This window comes from Nonomuraea sp. K271, from assembly GCF_009908215.1.
In the GTDB taxonomy this organism is placed as follows: domain Bacteria; phylum Actinomycetota; class Actinomycetes; order Streptosporangiales; family Streptosporangiaceae; genus Nonomuraea; species Nonomuraea longispora.
Genome location: NZ_JAAAHR010000169.1, coordinates 1 through 20,860, shown reverse-complemented (window position 1 = coordinate 20,860; position 20,860 = coordinate 1). Strand labels below are relative to the sequence as shown.

18 protein-coding genes and 1 pseudogene are annotated in these 20,860 nt (G+C 71.9%); 6 read left to right on the top strand and 13 right to left on the bottom strand.

From position 1 onward, the window contains the following. Both GUY59_RS47905 and GUY59_RS47900 read right to left on the bottom strand, forming a co-directional pair. Positions 1 to 288 (bottom strand): annotated as a pseudogene (locus GUY59_RS47905) (hypothetical protein); the annotation flags it as partial. 153 nt (positions 289 to 441) lie between these two features. Further along, the gene (locus GUY59_RS47900; protein WP_201761836.1) at positions 442 to 1,152 is read right to left on the bottom strand and encodes a hypothetical protein; all 711 of its coding nucleotides are present in this window, start codon (positions 1,150 to 1,152) and stop codon (positions 442 to 444) included. A gap of 181 nt (positions 1,153 to 1,333) precedes the next feature. Here GUY59_RS47900 and cofD point away from each other — a divergent pair, with 181 nt between their 5' ends. The 3 genes from cofD to GUY59_RS38410 all read left to right on the top strand — a co-directional run bounded on the left by cofD (position 1,334) and on the right by GUY59_RS38410 (position 4,465). Further along, on the top strand, positions 1,334 to 2,272 hold the full coding sequence (gene cofD, locus GUY59_RS38420; RefSeq protein ID WP_138208803.1) for a 2-phospho-L-lactate transferase: 939 nt from the start codon (positions 1,334 to 1,336) through the stop codon (positions 2,270 to 2,272). Next, positions 2,269 to 3,645 (top strand): coenzyme F420-0:L-glutamate ligase, encoded by a 1,377-nt coding sequence (locus GUY59_RS38415; RefSeq protein WP_161714914.1) that lies wholly within the window; start codon positions 2,269 to 2,271, stop codon positions 3,643 to 3,645. The genes cofD and GUY59_RS38415 overlap by 4 nt, the downstream gene beginning before the upstream one ends. 91 nt (positions 3,646 to 3,736) lie before the next feature. Then, positions 3,737 to 4,465: a lytic polysaccharide monooxygenase gene (locus GUY59_RS38410; protein WP_138208243.1), complete on the top strand. Its 729-nt coding sequence runs from the start codon at positions 3,737 to 3,739 to the stop codon at positions 4,463 to 4,465. 130 nt (positions 4,466 to 4,595) lie between these two features. Here GUY59_RS38410 and GUY59_RS38405 read toward each other — a convergent pair whose 3' ends face one another. The 4 genes from GUY59_RS38405 to GUY59_RS38390 are packed head-to-tail and all read right to left on the bottom strand — an operon-like array spanning position 4,596 to position 8,193. Continuing rightward, positions 4,596 to 4,757 (bottom strand): serine hydrolase, encoded by a 162-nt coding sequence (locus GUY59_RS38405; RefSeq protein ID WP_132340881.1) that lies wholly within the window; start codon positions 4,755 to 4,757, stop codon positions 4,596 to 4,598. 3 nt (positions 4,758 to 4,760) lie between these two features. Beyond that, complete coding sequence (locus GUY59_RS49405; RefSeq protein WP_201761830.1) at positions 4,761 to 7,220, bottom strand: ABC transporter permease; 2,460 nt, start codon at positions 7,218 to 7,220, stop codon at positions 4,761 to 4,763. Beyond that, positions 7,217 to 7,963, bottom strand: a complete 747-nt coding sequence (locus tag GUY59_RS38395) for an ABC transporter ATP-binding protein (protein WP_138208244.1) — start codon at positions 7,961 to 7,963, stop codon at positions 7,217 to 7,219. The genes GUY59_RS49405 and GUY59_RS38395 overlap by 4 nt, the downstream gene beginning before the upstream one ends. Next, positions 7,960 to 8,193, bottom strand: a complete 234-nt coding sequence (locus GUY59_RS38390; RefSeq protein ID WP_132340877.1) for a hypothetical protein — start codon at positions 8,191 to 8,193, stop codon at positions 7,960 to 7,962. The genes GUY59_RS38395 and GUY59_RS38390 overlap by 4 nt, the downstream gene beginning before the upstream one ends. A gap of 109 nt (positions 8,194 to 8,302) precedes the next feature. Here GUY59_RS38390 and GUY59_RS49400 point away from each other — a divergent pair, with 109 nt between their 5' ends. Then, positions 8,303 to 9,508 carry a sensor histidine kinase gene (locus tag GUY59_RS49400; RefSeq protein ID WP_252375236.1) on the top strand — a complete coding sequence of 402 codons (1,206 nt, stop codon included), beginning with the start codon at positions 8,303 to 8,305 and terminating at the stop codon, positions 9,506 to 9,508. Then, entirely contained in the window at positions 9,496 to 10,134 is a 639-nt protein-coding gene (locus tag GUY59_RS38380; RefSeq protein WP_138208246.1) for a response regulator transcription factor, read from the top strand. The genes GUY59_RS49400 and GUY59_RS38380 overlap by 13 nt, the downstream gene beginning before the upstream one ends. A gap of 202 nt (positions 10,135 to 10,336) precedes the next feature. On the opposite strand, the gene GUY59_RS38375 is transcribed toward GUY59_RS38380, so the two are convergent. The 7 genes from GUY59_RS38375 to GUY59_RS38345 form a co-directional block, all read right to left on the bottom strand. Further along, positions 10,337 to 12,085, bottom strand: a complete 1,749-nt coding sequence (locus tag GUY59_RS38375) for a substrate-binding domain-containing protein (RefSeq protein ID WP_330849282.1) — start codon at positions 12,083 to 12,085, stop codon at positions 10,337 to 10,339. A gap of 73 nt (positions 12,086 to 12,158) precedes the next feature. Continuing rightward, positions 12,159 to 14,744: a bifunctional FO biosynthesis protein CofGH gene (locus GUY59_RS38370; RefSeq protein WP_138208189.1), complete on the bottom strand. Its 2,586-nt coding sequence runs from the start codon at positions 14,742 to 14,744 to the stop codon at positions 12,159 to 12,161. 49 nt (positions 14,745 to 14,793) lie between these two features. Continuing rightward, entirely contained in the window at positions 14,794 to 15,690 is an 897-nt protein-coding gene (locus tag GUY59_RS38365) for a DNA-3-methyladenine glycosylase family protein (RefSeq protein WP_132341046.1), read from the bottom strand. A 31-nt stretch (positions 15,691 to 15,721) separates the two neighbouring features. Further along, a complete protein-coding gene (locus GUY59_RS38360; RefSeq protein WP_201761828.1) occupies positions 15,722 to 16,816 on the bottom strand; it encodes a sugar phosphate nucleotidyltransferase in 1,095 nt (364 codons plus the stop codon). A 17-nt stretch (positions 16,817 to 16,833) separates the two neighbouring features. Beyond that, positions 16,834 to 17,952, bottom strand: a complete 1,119-nt coding sequence (locus GUY59_RS38355) for a glycosyltransferase family 4 protein (protein ID WP_138208188.1) — start codon at positions 17,950 to 17,952, stop codon at positions 16,834 to 16,836. A 98-nt stretch (positions 17,953 to 18,050) separates the two neighbouring features. Beyond that, positions 18,051 to 18,959, bottom strand: coding sequence for a lysylphosphatidylglycerol synthase transmembrane domain-containing protein (locus tag GUY59_RS38350; RefSeq protein ID WP_252375233.1), 909 nt, complete (start codon positions 18,957 to 18,959; stop codon positions 18,051 to 18,053). Between the two features lie 11 nt (positions 18,960 to 18,970). Further along, a complete protein-coding gene (locus tag GUY59_RS38345; RefSeq protein WP_138208187.1) occupies positions 18,971 to 19,798 on the bottom strand; it encodes a class I SAM-dependent methyltransferase in 828 nt (275 codons plus the stop codon). A gap of 92 nt (positions 19,799 to 19,890) precedes the next feature. On the opposite strand from GUY59_RS38345, the gene GUY59_RS38340 reads away from it, so the two are divergent. Continuing rightward, on the top strand, positions 19,891 to 20,860 hold a 970-nt coding region (locus GUY59_RS38340), incomplete at its 3' end, for an SPFH domain-containing protein (RefSeq protein WP_161714913.1).

Here is a 20,860-nt window from a genome sequence, read left to right as displayed (position 1 = left end):
CGGCTGGCTGTCCGCGGGGACGTACGGCGCCGGCTGGTACTCGGCGGACGGGGTGGCGTACTCGTGGCCCGTGGGGCTCGTGTCGGCGGGGGTGTAGGCCGGCTGGCCGAAACTCTGCGGGGCGTACGCCTGGTCCGGCTGATGGTCCGAAGGGGCGGCGGGCAGGGCGCCCCGGATCTGCGGCTGGGCCTGCTGGGGGTTCTGGCCGTACTGGTCGTCGGCCTGGGGCGGGAAGCCGGGCTGATCGGGGTGGCCGCCACCCTGGCTGGGCGGCTGCGGGGCGTACACCTGGCCGGGCTGCTGACCCGACGGGGGCTGCTGTCCGTAACCTGGCTGCTGACCCGACGGGGGCTGCTGCCCGTACCCCGGGCCCGACGCGGGATCCTGACCGTAACCAGCCTGCTGACCGGACGGAGGCTGCTGCCCGTACCCGGGCTGCTGTCAGGACGTCGGGATCTGGCCGTAACCCGGCTGCTGGCCCGAGGCGGGGTCCTGGCCGTAGCCGGGCTGCTGGCCGTAGCCGGGCTGGCCGGGCGGGGGCTGCTGGCCGTACGCGCCTGAGGGCTGCTCCTGGCCGTAACCCGGCTGCTGGCCGAACGCGCCAGGCTGCTCCTGCTGCCCGAAACCGGGCTGGCCGGGCTGCTGGGCGTAGCCGGGGGCGGACGGCTGGCCGTAGTACGGGGGCTGCTGGCCGAACTGGGGCTGAGGGTAACCCTGGGCGGCGGGACGGTCGGGGACGACCTGCGGCAGCAGGTAGACGAGGCCGATGGCGGTCAGCGCGAGCGCGGGGGCACCCAGCAGCACGAGCTCCACCGCGGAACGGGCGCCGTCGCCGGTGAACACGCCGAGCACCAGCGAGAACATGCCGCCCACCGCGCCCATCCCCAGCCCGGCCACCGCGGCGTACGCGACGGGCTTGGCCTTGGGCGAGGGCTCGCCGACCTTGGTGAGGAGGAGCACGGACCCCACGAACAGGGCCACCACGTACGGGCTCGTCATGTCGAGGGTGTTCCACGACGCGCGTTCCATGATGGTCGTGTCGGGGTCGCCGACGAGCACGCGCCCGATCCTCACGAGCACGTACACCAGCCCCAGGACGACCATGGCCCAGGCGGCCGGCTCCCTCAGCCGGGCTACGTCAAATTTGCTCACAACTACCCCCATCGGACCCTTTAGCCCGAAGGGAGTTTGCCACATCACCGACGAGGCTCGCGGGAGTCCCAGAAACCTCTTCCATCCCAATTCTACAAATACCCGCACGTACAGGGGTCTCAGTGGGTTGAGAACCGATCCAGGGACAGCCCTGTCGGAGCCCGGTGGAAGACTGGGCCGCATGCACATCGTGTCCCTCGCCGGCGGCATCGGCGGCGCCCGTTTCCTGCGCGGCCTGCGCGCGACCGAGCCAGACGCCTCGATCACCGTCATCGGCAACACGGGTGACGACATCACCCTGTTCGGCCTGCGGGTCTGCCCCGACCTCGACACTGTGATGTACACGCTGGGCGGCGGCATCGACGAGGAGCAGGGCTGGGGCCGGGCCAAGGAGACCCACGTCGTCAAGGAGGAGCTGGCGGCCTACGGCGTGGAGCCGCAGTGGTTCGGGCTGGGCGACCGCGACTTCGCCACCCACATCGTGCGCTCGCAGATGCTGGAGGCGGGCTATCCGCTCTCGCAGATCACGCAGGCGCTGTGCACGCGCTGGCAACCCGGCCTGCGGCTGCTGCCGATGACCGACGACCGCTGCGAGACCCACGTCGTGATCGAGGACGAGCGCGGCAAACGCGCCGTGCACTTCCAGGAGTGGTGGGTACGCCTGCGAGCCTCGGTGCCCGCCCAGTCGTTCGCGCTGGTGGGGGCCGACACGGCCAAGCCCGCGCCCGGCGTGCTGGAGGCCGTCGCGCAGGCCGACGTGGTCATCCTGCCGCCGTCCAACCCGGTGGTGAGCATCGGCACGATCTTGCAGGTCCCGGGCATCCGCGACGCCCTGCTGCCCAAGACCGTGGTCGGCGTCTCGCCGATCATCGGCGGCGCGCCGGTCAGGGGCATGGCCGACGCCTGCCTGACGGCCATCGGGGTGGAGACGACCGCGCAGGCCGTCCTGGAGCTGTACGGCTCCGACCTGATCGACGGCTGGCTCGTGGCGGAGGAGGACCACGCGGTCGCCCTCGACGACGTCAGGGTGCTCGCCGGGCCGATCCTCATGCACGACCGCGATGCCGCCGCCGGCATCGCCCGCACCGCACTCGACCTCGCCCTGGAGCTCGCCCGATGACCGCCTCCCAGCACCCGGCCCCCGAGCCCGGCACTCAGCGCCCTGCCGAGCCCCCGGCCGCCTCCCCGCGGACGACCGCTCCCGCCGGAGCCGCAGCCGGGGCTGCCTCGCGGCGTATCGAGGTGGTCGCCGTCACGGGCATCGGCGAGGTACGGCCGGGTGACGACGTGGCGGCCCTGCTCAAGGACGCCGGGCTGCGTGACGGCGACATCGTGGTCATCACCTCGAAGATCGTGAGCAAGGCGGAGGGCCGGGTGCGGCGGGCGCCCGACCGCACGCAGGCCATCGAGGACGAGACCGAGCGCGTGGTCGCCCGGCGCGGCGACACCGTGATCTCCCAGACCCGCCAGGGTTTCGTCATGGCCGCCGCCGGCGTCGACGCCTCCAACACCAAGCCCGGCACCGTGCTGCTCCTGCCCCTCGATCCCGACGCCTCGGCCAGGCGCGTCAGGGCCGGTCTGAGCGTGCGCGCCGGGGTGATCGTCTCCGACACGTTCGGCCGGCCGTGGCGCAACGGCCTCACCGACGTGGCCATCGGCGCGGCGGGCGTGCGGCCGCTCGACGACTTCCGCGGCGCGTCCGACGGCTACGGCAACGAACTCAGCGCGACGGTCACGGCGCTGGCCGACGAGATCGCGAGCGCGGCCGAGCTGGTCAAGGGCAAGCTCGACGGGGTTCCCGTGGCGATCGTGCGCGGGCTGCCCCACCTGGTCACCGACGACGACGGGCCGGGCGTCAGGCCGCTCGTCCGCCCGGCCGACGAAGACCTGTTCCGTTACGGCTCACGCGACGTCGTGTTCGCCCGCAGGACGATCAGGGAGTTCGCCGACCGGCCGGTCGATCCGGCGGCCGTGCGCAGGGCGGTGGCGGCGGGCATCGCCGCGCCGGCGCCGCACCACACGACCCCGTGGCGGTTCGTGCTGGTCGAGTCGCCCGAGACGAGGACGAAGCTGCTCGACGCGATGCGCGAGGCGTGGATCGCCGATCTGCGCGGCGACGGGTTCACCGAGCAGTCGATCGCCAAGCGGGTCAGGCGCGGCGACGTGCTGCGCAACGCGCCCTACCTCGTGGTGCCGTGCCTGGTGACGGAGGGCTCCCACACCTACCGCGACGAGCGGCGCAACGCCTCCGAGCGGGAGATGTTCGTCGTGGCGGCGGGCGCCGGGGTGGAGAACTTCCTCATCCAGCTCGCCGTCGAAGGGCTGGGCTCGGCGTGGGTGTCGTCCACGATGTTCTGCCGGCCCGTCGTGCGTGAGGTGCTCGGCCTGCCCGGTTCGTGGGACCCGATGGGCTGCGTGGCGGTGGGGCACGCAGCCGCGCCGCCGCGCGAGCGGGCGCCGCGTGACCCCGACGATTTCATCGTCACGCGTTGACCGGGTGACGGAACTCCGGTCAAGTGGGGCATTTACCGTTAGGAAACTTTCCTTTACATTTGCTCTACCCCCCATGTAAAGGAGCCGCCGGATGAGAAGGATCCTCACCTTGTTCGCCGCGGTGGTGGTCGGGTTGGCCACCACGGTGTTCAACACCGCGCCGGCGTTCGCCCACGGCTACGTGAACTCGCCGCCCAGCCGCCAGGCCAACTGCGCCCAGGGCAAGGTGCCCGACTGCGGCAGCATCGTCTGGGAGCCGCAGTCGGTGGAAGGGCCGAAGGGCCTGCGCAGCTGCCACGCCAACCTCCCGCAGTTCGCCCAGCTCAGCGACGAGAGCAAGCCGTGGCCCGTCGCCTCGGTGGGCGGCACGACCACCTTCACCTGGACTTTCACCGTCCAGCACGCCACCCGTGACTTCGAGTACTACATCGGCGGCACGCGGGTGGCCGTCGTCGACGGCGGCGGCCGGCAGCCCCCGCCCACCGTGTCGCACACGGTGAACCTCTCCGGGTTCTCCGGACGGCAGAAGATCCTGGCGATCTGGAACATCGCCGACACGGCCAACGCCTTCTACTCCTGCATCGACGTAAACATCGGCGGCGGGAACAACCCCAACCCGTCCCCCACCGTCACGCCGACCCCTGACCCGACCCCGACCGATGACCCGACGACGCCCTCGGGCACCTGGAAGGCCGGCACGGCGTACACGGCCGGCAGCACGGCGGCCTACAACGGCGCCACCTACCGGTGCGTCCAGGCGCACACCGCCATCGCCGGATGGGAACCGCCCAACGTGCCCGCGCTCTGGCAGCGCGTCTAAGGGCGTGTATCGAAGTCGATCGGCCAGGATGCGGCGGGGCCGTGTCCTGGGCCGCCCGCCACCCGAACGTGGCACCTGGCTCGCGTCGATGACCTCGGTGAACTGCGTGCTGTCTCGGTGCTGTCCGCGGTCAACACGATGGCCAGCGGCCTTCGGCCCACGCTGACGCGTCCTGGGTGGCGGTGACGCGTTCGGCCGGGTCCAGCCGCCCGCGCGCGACCTGTTCGGCGTAGACCAGCATGATCGGAATCTTGAACACGGAGGCGGCGACCACCCGGCGGTCGGCATTCACCCGTCAGCCGCCGCCGGTGTAAACCGGCCTGGCCGGGAGGACGGTGGCGAGCCAGGCCACCACGCCCACCAGCAGGACGCAGGCGGGAACGAGCCACAACGGCCCGGCCGGCCACGGGCGTCCGAGGAAGCTCATGCTCAGCGTGGTCAGCGGAACGGCAGCCAGCACAACGCCGGCTCCGGCCGCAGCTCCGGCGGTCAGCACGGCCTCCCAGCAAAGCATCCTGCGGAGCTGGCCGGGTGTGGTCCCCAAGCGGAGCAGCGCGCGGAATTCCTCCCGCCTGGCCGTCGTGGTCGCCACCAAGCGGTTGGCGACCACGACCAGCACATATCCCAGGAGGACAACGAGGACCGCCAGGTTCACCACGACCTCGGCGGGGAAGGCGCCTGGCCGCGTGATCAGCGGCGTCTCGGTCGTCTCCGTTCCAGGCCATCGCGCGAGTAGGGCGCCGAATTCCGGTGCGCCCGACGACGCGGGGCGTACCAGGATGGCCGCGGCGAGCCCCGTCGTGGTGTGACCGGCGGCAAGATCGCGGGAGACGATGAGCGGCCCGAAGCCGAGCGCGCGCCGGTAGGTCGCCACCACACGGGCCCGAACGGCCGCGCCGTCCCCCATGACGAGGTCGCGGCTCTCGCCCACCGCACCCACGCGCTCGTCCACGGCGATCGCGGCTCCTTGGAGGTCGCTCAGGCTGCCGTGGGCGACGCCGAGGTCGATCACTCCGTTCGCGTCGGGACCGAGCACCAGGGCGGTCCTGTCCTGCAGGCCGGCATCGTCTCCGAAAGCGAGCTGGCGGGTGAGTACGGTGGTCGTGGCGATCGAGGTGGCGGCGCGCACGCCGGGCGTCGCGCGTACCTCGGACACGAGACCGTGAGGGACGCCGCCGAGGCGGTCGGCCGTGATGGCCCGGACGCCGCGCAGGCCGAGCGCGGCCTCGTCGGCCTTTGCCGTCATGATCGTGGTCTGGGTGAGCGTGAAGCTGAGACCGAGGGTGACCACCATGCCCATGGCCGCGACTGCGCCCGCGGTCCTGAGCGCGTACCCGCGCGCGTTGTTGACGGCCAGCCAGGCGGCGGTGGAGATCCGGGCAGGCAGGTTGTCGGCGAGCGCGCCGGTCGCTGTCCGTACGAGGTGAGGGCCGGCCAGCGCCAGCCCGATCACCGCCAGCAGGGCGGCATTCGCCGGGCCGATCACCGCAGCCTCGGTGCGGATCAGCAGCGGGATGATCGACAGCACCAGTGAGGCCGGCATCAGCAGCATGCCGACGGCGGTCCGGGCCTTCGAGGGTTCTCTTGGCTCGCTGCGCGACTCGGCCAGCGCCGTCGGCACCGACGCCCGCGACACTCGCAGCGAGGCCGCCCACGCCGAGCCCCTGACCACCGCCGCCAGCAGCAGCGTGGCCGCCAGCGCCGAGAGCGGGCTGTACACCAGGGGCAGCGCTGCCGGAAGCGCGCCTGTCGACACGAGCAGGCCGCCGAATCGGCCGGCCAGGTGGTAACCGAGCACGATCCCCGGAGCGAGCGCCGCCGTGGCCGCCACGGCGGCCTGGATCGCGATCGTCCGTCTGACCTGGCGTGGGGTCGCGCCTGCCGCCCGCATCAGAGCCAGGTCGCGGCGTTGCCTGTTGATCGACATCGACAGGCTGCCGCCGACCACGAAGCCGACGACGAGCAGACTGATGCCTCCGATGGAACCTGACAGGACGATGAGCAGTCCGCGGGCGGCGGCCATGCCAGGAGATTCGGCGTCGCCGATGAAACGTCCTGTCGCCACCTCGTATCGTTCGCCGAGAAGCTTGCGAAGCTCGACTGCCACGGCTTCGATGTTCGCGCCGGCGGCGAGGCGTAGGGCGATGAGGTCGACGGTTTTCGCGCGTGGCCCAGACGTCCGGCCGGCCAGGTCGGCCGCGGTGGCATCGGCGAAATAGAGGCCAGGAGCGTCCACCAGTGCGGTCACCCGGTAGACACCCGACCTGCCGCCGGCCACGAGCCGGACCTCTTGGCCGAGCCGGCCGCGCGGCAGGGCGACCTCGCCGGGACCGCGGGGCGCACGGCCGGCTCGCAACGATCCGGTGAGCGTGAGCGACGACCAGCCATGGCCCGCGGTCGCCGGATCGCCTGCAACCGCCGGGACCTCCGAACTCGGAACGACGACGGCGGCGGGAAAACTTACGTCCCCCGTAGCATCAGCCACCCCGGGAAACCCGATCAGCCGGGTAACCAACGACGTCGGCAGCACGGCCCGTTCCGGCAAGGCCACCGGCAGATCTTCCTTCCGCGGAAGGGATTGCCTGGCCGAGACCACCACGTCGGCGTGAACCAGCCGCTGTGCGGTCACGCTGGACCGCAACCCCGACTCCGCGATCACTCCGGTCGCGACGACCAGTGCCATTCCGCCCAGCACGGCGAAGAACACCGCTACCAGCCCGCCGATCCTGGACAAGGCCAGAGAGGTTCTGATCACTGAGGAACCCCTTTCGAAGTCATGCGCGGTTCGCCGTCGAGCCGGGCCAGCCGTGCGGCGAGGTCGTCAGCGGAGGGGGCATGGAGGAGGCCCACCACCTTCCCGTCCACCATGATCAGCGTCTGGTGGGCGCGTGCGGCGGCGACCGGGTCGTGCGTGACCATGATCACGGTTTGGCCGAGCTCGTCGACCAGTTCCCGCAACAGGTCGAGCACCTGTGTCGCGCTGCCGCGGTCGAGGGCGCCGGTGGGCTCGTCGGCGAAGACCACGTCGGGGCGGGCCGCCAGGGCGCGCACGATCGCCGCACGCTGCTCCTGGCCGCCCGACAGCTCGGGGGGCCGATGCCGCAGCCGGTCGCCGAGCCCCACCCGCGCCACGAGTTCACGCAGCCAGGACCGGTCCGGGCGGAGCCCGGCCAGCCGCAGCGGCAGCGTGATGTTGTCCTGCACGCTGAGCGCGGGCAGCAGGTTGTAGGACTGGAAGACGAAGCCCACATGTCTTCTGCGCAGCTCCGTCCGCTTGGTCTCCGAGAGCCGGGCGAGGTCCACGCCGCCGATCACCACCGAGCCCGACGTGGGTGGGTCCAGGCCCGCCGCGCAGTTGAGCAGCGTGGTCTTGCCGGACCCTGACGGGCCCATCACGGCGACGAACCTGCCTCGTGGGAAGGCGAGCGTGACCTCGTCAAGGGCGCGTACCTCGCCATAGGTCTTGGTGACCCGGTCCAAGGTGACGACGTGGCTCACCGGCGGCCGGACCTGACGTGGTGCACGATGAGGCCGGTGATGCAGGCGACCGCCACGAGCCCTGAGGGGAATCCGACGAGCAGGCTGCCACGGCCGATCGTGCCGGCGACGATGTTGACGGATACGGCGATGACGAGGATCGCCCACAACAGGGCACGCAGCGCCCAGCCGTTCCGTCGGGATGCGGGCCGCCGCTGTTCTTGGGGGCCGATGCGGTAGGGATCGTCCATGCCCCAGACGTTAGGGACGCGCCGCGGCCGCGGGGACCCCGCCACCTGGCCAATCGTGGTAGAGCTGGCTGGAATGGCGCCGCCTTGAGGCTGACTTAGGGTGTCGGCTGTGACAGGTGACGCCTTCGAGGCGCTGGACCGCCTCGCGGGAGGGCTGGGCACCGCCCTGCTCGCCTTGGCGACGGTGGCCGGCTGGGTGGTCGTCGGACCCGCATGCCTGATCGGGATCGGACTGCCGATGGTGCAGCCGATGCTGTCCGTGACCCGATCCGTGGCCGAGCGGGAACGAGCCAGGCTGGGCCGCTGGGGCGAGCACGTGGTCAGCCCCTATCCGGCCACGAGGCCCGCCAAAGGCTGGCGCACTGATCCGGCGACCTGGCGCGACCTGGCCTGGCTCGCCGTCCACAGCACCGTGGGTCTCCCGCTCGGCCTCGTTGGGATCACTCTGCCGATCATGGGGGTGCGCGACGCCTCGTTTCCCCTGTGGTGGCACCTCCTGCCCGAGGGTGAAACCGGCTCCTCCCTCGGCATTCCCGTACACACCTGGCCCGGCGTGATAGCGGTTGGCCTGTCGGGGTTCGTCTGGCTGGCCATCAGCATACTGTGCGGCCGCCCGATCGCCCGTCTTCAGTCCCTGCCCGGCCGGCGGCTGCTCAGCCCGCACCCGTCCGTGGACCTCTCCGAGCGGGTCGCCCGGCTCACCGCCACCCGGGCCGGCGCTCTCGCCGCGCACGCGGCCGAACTCCGCCGCATCGAACGCGCACTCCACGACGGTGCGCAAAACCGGCTGCTCGCAGTCGTCGTCATGGCCACGGCGGCCAAGCGAGCACTGGAACGTGACCCGGCGAACGTCGGGCCCGCGCTCGACCGTGTCCAGTTGGCCGCCGAGCAGGCGCTGACCGAGCTGCGCGGCGTAGTCCGCAGCATCCTGCCACCGATCCTGGCGAATAGGGGCCTCGCGGGCGCGCTCAGCGCGGTCGCGGCCGACTCCGCCATCCCTTGCGACCTTCGCGTGGGTCAACTCGGGCACCTGCCCCTGTCTGTGGAGGCGACCGCCTACTTCACGGTCGCAGAGGCGTTGACCAACGCAGGCAAGCACAGCAGGGCCACACGTCTCAGAGTCGAAGCCGCCAGACACGGCGAGGTTCTCCGAGTTGAGGTGGAGGACAACGGTATCGGAGGCGCATGGGAACGCGGCGGATCGGGCCTGGCCGGCATCCGCCGTCGTGTGGAAGCACACGACGGCACATTCACACTGACCAGTCCCCAAGGCGGGCCGACGAGGATGAAGGTGGAACTACCGTGCGCATCGTGATCGCTGAGGACGACGCCCTGCTGCGTGAAGGACTGGTCATGCTGCTCGGCGGGGAAGGCTTTGAAGTCGTCGCGGCCGTCTCGAATCCGCAGGAGTTCCTCGCCGCGGTCGCCCGGTACTCCCCTGACGTGGCGGTGGTGGATGTCCGCATGCCGCCCACCCATACCGACGAAGGTATCCAAGCCGCGGTGGAGGCCAGGCGGTCACACCCCGGGCTGGCCGTGCTCGTGCTGTCCGCCTATGTCGAGCAGGCGTTCGCCACCGAACTGCTGGCCGGCGGCGCCCGTGGTCTGGGGTACCTGCTGAAGGAGCGCGTGGGGCAGTTCAAGGAGTTCCTCGACGCGCTGAAGCGGGTGGCCGCCGGTGGCGTGGCCATCGACCCCGAAGTGGTCGCGCAACTGTTCACCCGCCGCCGTGGCCCGCTGGACCGCCTCACCGTCAGAGAGCGGGAGGTGCTCGCGCTGCTGGCCGAAGGGCTCGGCAACATCGTGATCGCAGAGCGTCTGCAGATCACGGAGGGCACGGTGCACAAACACATCAGCAGCATCTTCGGCAAGCTCGAACTGGCACCGACCGAACGCGTGAGCCGCAGGGTCATCGCAGTCCTGCGCTATCTGGAAGGGTGACACGCTCTGCGTCTTGCGAGGCATGCAGCCGCTCGGCGGCTCACCGGCGATGCTCATCGACGGTCCGCACCGGCGTCCGCAGGACAGGGGGCGTTCTCGGGTGCGCTGATCCATGCGGGACTTGTGGCTGGCGGTTCCTTCCCGCGGGACGTCTCCTCTTCGCGAACGGCACAGGGCGCTGCCCGGACGCCCTACGCGGGTCTCAGGCCGTCGGCTTGCAGGTGGGGTGGCAGAGGCGGCGGGCCAGGGCGGCCAGGAAGACGTCGATGATCTCCTCCGGCTCCCTCGCCGCGTGCAGCGAGCCGTTCGCGGCGTCCGCGATCTGCGACAGGCTCTCCCGGTCCACGTCCTTGCCGAAGGCGATGATGATGATCTGAACGGGCCTGTCAGGGTCCCACCCGCGCCGCAACGCGTCGAGGAGCCGCGCGCGGTCCGTGCCCTTGCCGTCGTCGCGGCCACCGGTGATCACCAGCAGCGAGTTGTTCATCTCCTCGCGGTAGTCGCCGCTGACCTTGCGGAATCCGCTGAGGATCGAGTCGTAGAGCGAGCTGTCCGCCTTCGGATGGGCGGTGATCGTGCGGGTCAGCTCGTCCAGCCGGCTGCGCCGGATCACCTGCCCCGACTCGGGTTCGTTGATCGGCCCGAGCGTGACCCGCTCCCTGTGGTCCCTGATGCCGCCGAGCCGGTCGGCGAACTCCCACAGGCCCATGTGCGTGGAGTCGGGGAACAACCTCAGCCCGATCCGGGCCGCGTCGAGCGCCACCCTGATCCTGGGCCTGCCGTTCATCTTCTCCGCCATGTGCTTGGAGGCGTCGGCCAGCACCAGGATGTTCGTCGGCGGGGCCAGCCTGCTCCAGGCGGCCAGCGCCGCGTCGATGTCCTGCGCCGACACCGACGGCCTGGTCCTCGGCGCCGCCGAGGGGATCTGCGGCCCAGGAGAGATCGGCCCCTGCCGCCCGTCCCCCGACCTGAACCCGGCCCGCCGTACGATCTCCTGGGCCTGCGGCCCCTCCAGCCAGCCGGCGAAGGCCGCCGACGCCTCCGCGACCGCCGGATCCGTGGCGGTGACCACGTACGGATAGTCGAGGGTGATCGTGCCCTCACGCGGGTGCAGCGCCACGAGCGGGTCGTCCGAACCACGCAGATTGTGCCGGTGCACCGACTGTTCGGGAACGATCACGACCGGCCGTTGCCAGAACGTGTGGTCGTCGACCGCGTCCAGCAGGCTGTGGTAGTCGGGCGCCGAACCGGCCTGCGCCCACCGTACGAACGCGGTCAGCGCCTTGTCGGCCTCCGGGCCCGTGCCGACGACGTCCCTGGCGGCGGCCACCGTGGCGATGCCGGCCCCGGCCAGTGACGGGTCGGGCACGCGTACGATGTCGGGCTCGTCCTCGGTGGGTGTCAGCCGCCCGCGCATGGTGGAGGGGAAGACCATGCGCCAGTTCATCTCGGTCTCGCCGACGGAGAACCGTTCGGCCAGCGACTGGCGGGTCGCGAACACGAGCGGCGACGTGGCCACCACGCTCTCGCCCGCGGGCAGCGTGCTCGCGCCCTGCTGGCGGGCCAGCCTGATCCACGCGGAGGAGTCGGCGATCCAGCCGTCGGGCCGCTCGCGCAGCACGCCCGCCCGGTCGCCGATCAGCGTGCGGAGGACGGTGGCCGGCGGGTGCTCGGTCACCTGGACCAGCACGCACCGGCCGCCGACCGCCGTCTTCGTCTCGTTGAAGCGCCCCGCGGCCTCCATCGCCGCGGGCGCCACGTCGGCCGCGGCCGCCACGCTGACCAGAACAGGCTCTCGTGCGCTGCACAGGACGGCCCCGCCGCCGAGCGCCACGACGACGCCCGCCACGACGATCGCCACGGCCCCCAGAGTCGCCAGCACACCCCGCCGCAGCGCCTTCCTGCGCCGCTGCTGCGGTGGCAGCGCGGCATGGTGCCGACCCAACCGCACGGTGAACCTCTCTCCGCGGAGTGATCCCAGCGCCTCCCGTGGCGGGCGCAAGCCTTGCTAGAACATGTTATAGCTAGGCGATCGGCAGGGCCCTCCTGACGCTCTGGCACACCCCGTCACTCGCCTGCGAGGCACGCAGCCGCTCCGCCGGCGGGGTCCCGTACTCGGTGGTGCGCTGCCTGGCCGGGCGGCCCGTCACCCCGACCATCTCCCGCAGCTCGCTGATGGTCTTGTACGAGCCGTTCTCCGAGCCGGCCATGCGGCTGATGGTCTCCTCCATGAGCGTGCCGCCGAGGTCGTTCACGCCGCCCTGGAGCACCTGACGGCACAGGTCGTCCTGGAGCTTGACCCAGGAACACTGGATGTTCCCGATCGCGCCGTGCAGCAGGAGCCTGGCCAGGGCGTGCACGGCCCTGTTCTCCTGCGCTGTGGGGCCCGGCCTGGCCAGGCCGGCCAGGTAGATGGGGGCGCTGGTGTGCACGAACGGCAGCAGCACGAACTCGGAGAACCCGCCGGTCCGCTCCTGGAGCCGGCGGATCAGCTTGATGTGCCTGACCCAGTGCAGGTGGTTGTCGACGTGCCCGTACATCATGGTGGAGGTCGTGGGGATGCCCACCTCGTGCGCCGTCGTGATGACCTCGACCCACTCCGCGGCCGGCAGCTTGCCCTTGGTCAGCACCCACCGCACGTCGTCGTCGAGGATCTCGGCCGCCGTCCCCGGCAGCGAGTCGACGCCGGCCTCCTTGGCCGCCTCCAGCCAGGCGCGCACCGACATGTTCGTCCGGCTCGCGCCGTTGATGACCTCCATCGGGGAGAACGCGTGCACGTGCATGTCCGGCGTCCTCGCCTTCACCGCCCTGGCGATGTCGAAGTACGCCGTGCCAGGCAGGTCGGGGTGGATGCCGCCCTGCATGCACACCTCGGTCGCCCCCGCCTCCCACGCCTCCTGCGCCCGGTCGGCCACCTGGTCGAGGCTGAGCGTGTACGCGTCGGCGTCGGTCCTGCGCTGGGCGAACGCGCAGAAACGGCAGCCGGTGTAACACACGTTCGTGAAGTTGATGTTCCTGTTGACGACGTAGGTCACGTCGTCCCCTGCCGCCTCCCTGCGCAGCCCGTCGGCGATCGCGGCCAGCTCGTCCAGCGCCTCGCCCTCGGCCCCGAGCAGCGCGACCGCCTCGGCGTCCGTCAGCCCCGCGGGATCCGCCTCGGCCCGCCTGAGCGCCGCCCGCACCTCGCCGGGCGTCACGGCGGCGGAGCGGCCGGAGCCGTCCCGCGCTCCGGCGGGCTCCCCGTCGAGGCGGTCGCGGAGTGCGGTCCAGTCGCCGTAGACGTGGTCGAAGTCGTCCCGCCGGTCGCCGGTCCTTCCCGTCGTGTCGACCTCGACGTGCAGATCCACCCGTCCCGACGCGCTGAACCCCCCGTCGGGCTCCTGCCACGGCAGCCCGCGCGGGACCGCGTCCTGCCTGGCCAGGCCCGTGTCCGGGTCCACCAGGGCGGCCACGTGCCCGGACAGCCGCGGGTCCAGCCAGGGCTCCCCCGCCAGGACGTACTCGGGGTAGATCGTCAACCGCTCCCGCAGCCGGAAGCCCGCCTCGGCGGTGCGCGCCGCGAGGTCGTCGATCTGCGGCCAGGGACGCTCCGGGTTGACGTGGTCGGGCGTGAGCGGCGACACCCCGCCCCAGTCGTCGATGCCGGCCCGGATCATGAGCGCGTACTCGGAGTCCACCAGGTTCGGCGGCGCCTGGAGGCGGACGCGGGGCCCGAGCACGAGGCGGGCGACGGCGATGGTGGCCGCGAGTTCCCGCAGATCGGCGTCGGGCAGCCCGCGCATGGCGGTGTCGGGCTTGGCGCGGAAGTTCTGGACGATGACCTCTTGGACGCCGCCGTACTCGCGGGCCACCCGCCGGATCGCGAAGATCGACTCCGCCCGGTCCTCCACCGTCTCGCCGATGCCGATGAGGATGCCCGTCGTGAAGGGCACGCCGCTGCGGCCGGCGTCCTCCAGCACCCGCAGCCGCACGGCCGGGTCCTTGTCCGGCGACCCGTGGTGGGGCTGTCCCTTCTCGTCGAACAACCGCCGCGACGTCGTCTCCAGCATCATCCCCATGGACGGCGCGACGGGCTTGAGCCGCTGCAGGTCGCGCCAGCTCAGCACGCCCGGGTTGAGGTGCGGCAGCACCCCGGTCTCCTCCAGCACCCTGATCGCCATGGCCCGCACGTACGACAGCGTGTCGTCGTAGCCGTGCGCGTCGAGCCACTCGCGGGCCTGGTGCCACCGGTCCTCCGGCCGGTCGCCCAGCGTGAACAGCGCCTCCTTGCACCCCATCGCCGCGCCCTGCCGGGCGATGTCCAGCACCTCGTCGGGGCTCAGGAACGGCGAGTCCAGCTTGTGCGGCGCGGTCGCGAACGTGCAGTAACCGCACCGGTCCCGGCAGAGCCGGGTCAGCGGGATGAACACCTTCTTGCTGTAGGTGATGACGCCCTCACGGCCGGCGGCCGTCAGCCCGGCATCGCGTACGCGGGAGGCGTGCTCGAGCAGGGTGTCGAGACGCTCGCCCCGGGCGTGCAGCAGGACGGTCGCCTCGGTGACGTCGATGGCCTTGCCGTCGCGGGCACGGGCGAGAGCACGGCGGAGCGCGGAATCGCTGACGAGACTCATAAGGGCACAGTACGTGGAGCTGAGTTCGCCGCTCGCACCCAGGGGCGGCTCAGAACGCCCGGTAGTCGCGCACGGGCATCCGCGGCCCGCGGGCGGGCGGACGCAGCCCGCTCAGCCAGACCAGCACCGTCGCACGGTGCCGATGCCCTTCGTACGGCTCCAGCAGTCGCAACATCCCCTGGTCGTCGGTCTTCTCCCCCGTCAGCGCGTAGCCGACGAGCTTGGCCAGGTGGAAGTCGCCGACGCTCACCGCGTCAGGGTCGCCGAACACGCGCTGGCGCACTTCGGCCGACGTCCACACCCCGACCCCCGGCAGCGCCCGCAGCAGCCGGTCGAGCTCCTCGGTGGTGGCGGCGGCCTCCAGCTTGGCGGCGTGCCAGGCGGCGGTCGCGACGGTCCTGGCGCGTACGGCCTCCGCGCCTGCCCGGTGCCAGTGCCAGCTCGGGATCTGCCGCCACACCGCCGCCTCCGGCACGACCCGCATGCCGTCGGGTGCGGGACCGGGCGCGGGCTCGCCGTAGCGGGTGAGCAGCCAGCGCCAGGCCCGCCACGCCTCCCGCCCCACGACCTTCTGCTCCAGCACGGCGGGGACGAGGGCCTCCATGACGCGACCGGTCCTGCCGATCCGCAGCCCCGGATGTCTGCGGACGGCCTCGGCCAGCACCTCGTGCCTGACGCTGAATCCGGCGAGGTCGTCATGGCCTCCCAGCAGCGCCGGCAGCGTCTCCAGCGCCCAATCGGCCCCCGGACCCCACGCCCGGCCGTGCACGCGGCCGCCCTCGACGCTCACCCGCAGCGTGCAGGGCCCGTCGGGGGTCCTGGACGTGCGCCACACGGCGCCGTCGCCGCCGGTGCGCCAGGTGGGGTCGCCGCCGCCGCGCCGGTGCGGCTGCAGGGCCAGCCCCACGTCGAGCGGCCCGCCGGGCTCCCACCTGCGCTCCTTCACCGTTACAGTCTCCCCGCGGGCGGGCGGTGTCTCAGACGTCGCTGGAATAGCGCACCGCGCGTTCGGGCAGCGCGATGTCGGGCCAGACGCGTACACCGTGCCGCAGTTCGTTGCCCGGCCCCACGACGGCCCTGTCGCCGATCACGGCGTCGTGCACCACCGCGCCCGCGCAGACCCGCGCGCCCGTGCCCACCACGGAGTCGGTGACGAGGGCGCCGGGCTCGATGACGCAGTCGTCGAGCAGCACCGAGCCGACGACCGAGGCGCCGGCGCCGACCACGGCCCGCGCGCCCACGGCGGTGCCGCCCTGCACCTTGGCCTCGGGCGAGACCCGTGCCCCGTCGAGCGCCAGGTGTTCGCCCGCCGGACCGGGCAGCGCGGGCGAGCCGAGCCGGCCCAGCACCAGGTCGCGCGATCCGCGCGCGAACGCGGCGGGTGTGCCGACGTCGAGCCAGTAGGTGCGGTCGGCGTAGCCCAGCACGACCTCCCCCGACTCGATCAGCCCGGGGAACGTCTCCCGCTCCACCGACACGACCTCGTCACGCGGGATCGAGTCGATCACCGACCGGGTGAAGACGTAGCAGCCGGCGTTGATGCGGTTGGTCACGGGGTTGGGGGTCTTCTCCAGGAACGCGGTCACCCGCCCCGACGCGTCGGTCGGTACGCATCCGAATCGGGTGGGATCGTCCACTTCTGTCAAATGGAGCGTTACAGCGGCCTGCCGCGCGAGGTGCGTGCGCACCTGATCGCCGATGTCGTGCCCGGACAGGATGTCGCCGTTGAGGATCAGCACGGGGTCGGAGGGGCCCGAGGTGAGCGCCTCAGCGGCGTTGCGGATGGCGCCGCCGGTGCCGAGGGGCGTCTCCTCCGTCATGTACTCGAGCGAGAGCCCGAATGCCGACCCGTCACCGAAGGCGGGCTCGAACATCGCCGCCTTGTAGGAAGTGGCGAAGACGATCCGGCGAACGCCGAACGATCGCGCTCGCGCGAGCTGGTGCGCCAGGAACGGCACTCCAGCGGTCGGGAGCAGCGGCTTCGGCGTGCCCAGTGTCAGCGGGCGCAGGCGCGTGCCCTGCCCCCCGACCAGGAGGATCGCCTCGAGGTCTGGCAATGAGCTCGTCATCATTCCGTGAGGTTACCGAACTATTCGATCGCGCGTTGATAGGAGCTGAGATGCGCCTCGGCCGAGGCGTCCCAGGTGAATTCACGGGCGCGTGCCAGCCCCGCCTCCCGCAGTCGACGCCTGCGCGCGGGCGCGGCGAGCAGCTGTCCGAGCGCCGCGGCGATGCTGTCGGCGTCGGGCTCTGTGTAGGCGACCGCGTCGCCGCCGACCTCGGGCAGCGAGGAGCGCTGGGTGGTCAGCACGGGGGCGCCGCACGCCATGGCCTCCAGCACCGGCAGCCCGAACCCCTCGCCCCGGGAGGGAAAGGCCACCACGAGCGCGCCGCCCAGGAACCCCGGCAGGTCCGACGCGCCGAGGTAGCCGGGACGCACGACCTTGACGGTGGCCTCGACCTCACGGCACGCGGCGTCGACGTCGTCGTCGTGCATGCCGCCGCCGCCGATCACGAGCGCGGGCGGCCGCTCCAGCGTCTTGACGGCCGAGGCGAAGCCGCGGACCAGGTTGGGAACGTTCTTGCGGGGGTCGAGCGCGCCCAGGAACGCCACGTACGGCTGACCGTGCAGCCCGCAGCGCAGGGCCGCCCGGCGGATCTCCTCCTCGGACGGCGGGTGGAACTGCGTCAGGTCGACGCCGTGGTAGGCGACGTCGATGCGGGTCGGGTCGGCGGCGAGCACGCGCACCAGCTCGTCCCTGGTCGCCTTGGACGGCACGATCACCCGCCGGGCGTGTCGCACGGCCGTACGGGTGGCCGAGCGGAAGAACGACGCCCGCGGCCGGTGCTCGTCGGGCTCGGTGAACCAGGTGGCGTCGTGCACCGTCACGACGGTCGGCAGCCCGGAGCCGAGCGGGATGGAGTAGTAGGGGGCGTGGATCACGTCCGCGCCGGCCTTGCGGGCGAGCAGCGGCAGGCCGGTCTGCTCCCAGGCGAGCCTGGCGGCCCTGTTGGTGATCGCGACCGGCCCGGCGATGACGTGCGCCGAGGGCGCGAGGCGGCGGTATCGCTCGGCCTCCGACCGCTGGCAGACCACCGCCACGTCCGCGCCGGCCCGGTCGAGCCCGGCCACCAGCCCGTCCACATATCGGATCAACGCGCCGCGGTCCGCGGGGACCGCTGCGGCATCGATGAGCACTCGAGGCATACGAAGATCTTCTCCCCTCAAGATCAACGCGGGACTGGCGTCCCCCTCTCGCCTTCAGCTTATGACCAGCGTCCCCTAAATCGTGGTCCAAATCACACCTAGTCGCGACGTGCGGCGATTCCGGCCATCCCGGCGCAGATCAGGTCCCCCACGATGAGAACGACACGCGACGTGAGCGCCACCGCGATCGCGGGGCCGGCGGCCAGATGAGGGGACAGCACCCCGACCATGGCGGCCTCCCGCACCCCCGCGCCGGCCGGCACGACGAAGGTCAGGATGCCCAGGCACCACGACAGCGCGAAGGCGCCGATGGCGAAGAGCAGCCCGCCCTGAGGGGCGATGAAGAAGAAGTGCACGCCGTACGCGGTCCAGCCGGCCAGGGCCCAGCCGAACGCGGCGAGCATGCCGCGGCGGGTGAGCGGGCGTTCGAGCGGCTCGCGCTTGAGCCGGCGCAGGGCGTAGCCGATCACGCCGTTGACGACCTTGGGTTCGAGCAGGACCAGCAGCAGGGGGAGCAACAGCAGCAGCCAGCCGTAGCGGTCCCAGCCGAGCGTGACCAGCGCGACGAGCAGGCCGGTGGCCAGCTGGACGGGCATCATCAGGAAGAACGCCGCCGCGCTGCGCGAGCGCGGCACGCCGAGGTCGCGGCCCATCTCCATCTGCGCCAGCACGGGCCAGATCGCGCCGGGGATGTACTTGCCCAGCTGGCCGACGAAGAAGACCTTGGCCGCCGCCCTGAGCGGCAGCGGGGAGCCGAGGTCGGACAGCAGGGTGCGCCAGATGAGCATGGCGGCGAGCAGCGCGGCGACCACCATGACCAGTGAACCGCCGACCGCGGGCCACGACAGACCGGCGAATCCGGCCAGCACGTCGTCCCACTGCCCGGCCACGGCCCATCCGCCGAATCCGAACGCGATGAGCAGGAACGCGTACCTGATCGCGGTCCGCACCATGGACCGCCTCGGGCGGGCCGCCTCCTCGCCCGCGCCGGCCGAGCCGTCGCTCACGCCGGTCGCGCTCACAGCGGGCGGACCGGTTCGGGCGGTTGCGGCAGCGCCGCGCCCGCGGGCCGCCGCGGCGTCTTGGTGGCCACCCACAGGTAGGTCGGCACGACGGGCAGCAGCAGCCGCAGCACGGCGCGCGGCGCCCTGGCCAGCACCGCCTTCACCACTCTGCCGAGCGCCCCGGGGAACAGCTCGGACCCGGCGAACCTGGTGGGCGTGGCCAGCACGGGGAACGTGTAGTCCCACACGTGGAAGGCGCGCAACATCCTGCGCAGGCCGCGGCGGGTGCGGAACCGTTCGTAGTAGTGGTCGGCCCTGCCGAACACCCGCACGTAGCGGTCGGCGGCCGCCGGCGGCAGATAGGACAGGAACGGCAGCTTGTAGTGGGGCTCCATGACGCCGAGCCGGTTGCCGAGCCCGAGATAGAGCACCCCGCCGTCCGACAGCACCCGGTGCATCTCGGCGACCACCGCATCGGGGTCGACCACGTGCTCGTAGATGTGGTTGAACACCAGCACGTCGACCGACCCGTCGGGGAACGGCAGCGCCGTGCCGTCGCCGCAGACGAACGCCACCCGCTCGCCGAACCGGTCGGCCGCCTTGCGCAGGCCCGGCACGTCGATGTCGATGCCCAGGGTGTGCTTGGCCCCGGCCTGCGCGAGCTCGTCGGCGATGAACCCGGCCGAGCAACCGACGTCTCCCACGGTCAGCCCGCCGAGCGGCCCGTTGAAGTGCTCGATGACCGCGATGATCTTGGCGGCCTTCCGCCTCCGCTTCTCCTCGTCGAGCATGGCGGACTGGAACTCGCTGTATTCGAGCTGCGCGACCCGTTGCTTCACCACGGTGGCCACAGTACCGACCTTGGCGCCAATTCGATGTCAAGCCGCTTTGGTACGGTGGCCGACCTGGCTCAACACCGACGAACGGGGGCGAAGTGGCGTTCTTCGAGAAGATCAGGGGCGAGTTCATCGACATCGTCGAATGGCTCGACGACAGCCGCGACACCCTGGTCTGGCGTTTCCCCCGCTACGAGAACGAGATCAAGATGGGCGCCCGGCTCGTCGTACGCGAGTCACAGGTCGCCGTCTTCGTCAACGAGGGCCAGATCGCCGACGCGTTCGCGCCGGGGACGTACACGCTGGAGACCCGCAACCTGCCCATCCTGTCCACCCTCAAGGGCTGGAAGTACGGTTTCCACTCCCCGTTCAAGGCCGAGGTGTACTTCGTCAGCACCCGCCAGTTCGCGGACTTCAAGTGGGGCACCCAGAACCCGATCATGGTGCGGGACGCGGAGTTCGGGCCGGTGCGGCTGCGGGCGTTCGGCGCGTACGCCGCCAGGGTGATCGACGCCCGTGCCCTCCTGCGCGAGCTGGCGGGGACGGACCCGCGGTTCCGCACCGAGGAGGTGGAGGGCTACCTGCGCCAGATGGTCGTGGGGCGGCTCGCCCACGCCCTCGCCACCGCGGGCGTCCCGCTGCTCGACCTCGCCTCCAGGCAGCACGAGATGGGCCGGCGGCTCTCGGAGGTGCTGACGGCCGACCTCGCGGGCGTGGGCATCGCCATCCCGACCTTCACCATCGAGAACATCTCGCTGCCGCCCGAGGTGGAGCAGGCGATGGACAAACGCTCGCAGATGGGGATCGTGGGCGACCTCGGGCAGTACGCCAGGTTCCAGGCCGCCGAAGCGCTCGAGAACGCCGGCGGGGCGGGCGAGGGCATGGGGCTGGGCATGGGCATCGCCGCCGGACAGCAGATGGCCGCCGCGCTCACCCCCCAGTACCGGCAGGACACCCGTCAGGGACCGCCGCCGCTGCCCGGCGACGGCCCGTGGTACTTGGGGGTGGACGGCGAGCAGCGCGGGCCGTTCGACGAGGCCGGCCTGGCCGCCGTCCACCCCCAAGTAC

What these genes read in the sequence shown, in the direction of transcription:
- cofD (WP_138208803.1), top strand. Translation starts at nt 1,334, where the DNA reads ATGCACATCGTGTCCCTCGCCGGCGGCATCGGCGGCGCCCGTTTCCTG.
- GUY59_RS38415 (WP_161714914.1), top strand. Translation starts at nt 2,269, where the DNA reads ATGACCGCCTCCCAGCACCCGGCCCCCGAGCCCGGCACTCAGCGCCCT.
- GUY59_RS38370 (WP_138208189.1), bottom strand. Translation starts at nt 14,744, where the DNA reads ATGAGTCTCGTCAGCGATTCCGCGCTCCGCCGTGCTCTCGCCCGTGCC.
- GUY59_RS38355 (WP_138208188.1), bottom strand. Translation starts at nt 17,952, where the DNA reads ATGCCTCGAGTGCTCATCGATGCCGCAGCGGTCCCCGCGGACCGCGGC.
- GUY59_RS38410 (WP_138208243.1), top strand. Translation starts at nt 3,737, where the DNA reads ATGAGAAGGATCCTCACCTTGTTCGCCGCGGTGGTGGTCGGGTTGGCC.
- GUY59_RS38360 (WP_201761828.1), bottom strand. Translation starts at nt 16,816, where the DNA reads ATGATGACGAGCTCATTGCCAGACCTCGAGGCGATCCTCCTGGTCGGG.
- GUY59_RS38390 (WP_132340877.1), bottom strand. Translation starts at nt 8,193, where the DNA reads ATGGACGATCCCTACCGCATCGGCCCCCAAGAACAGCGGCGGCCCGCA.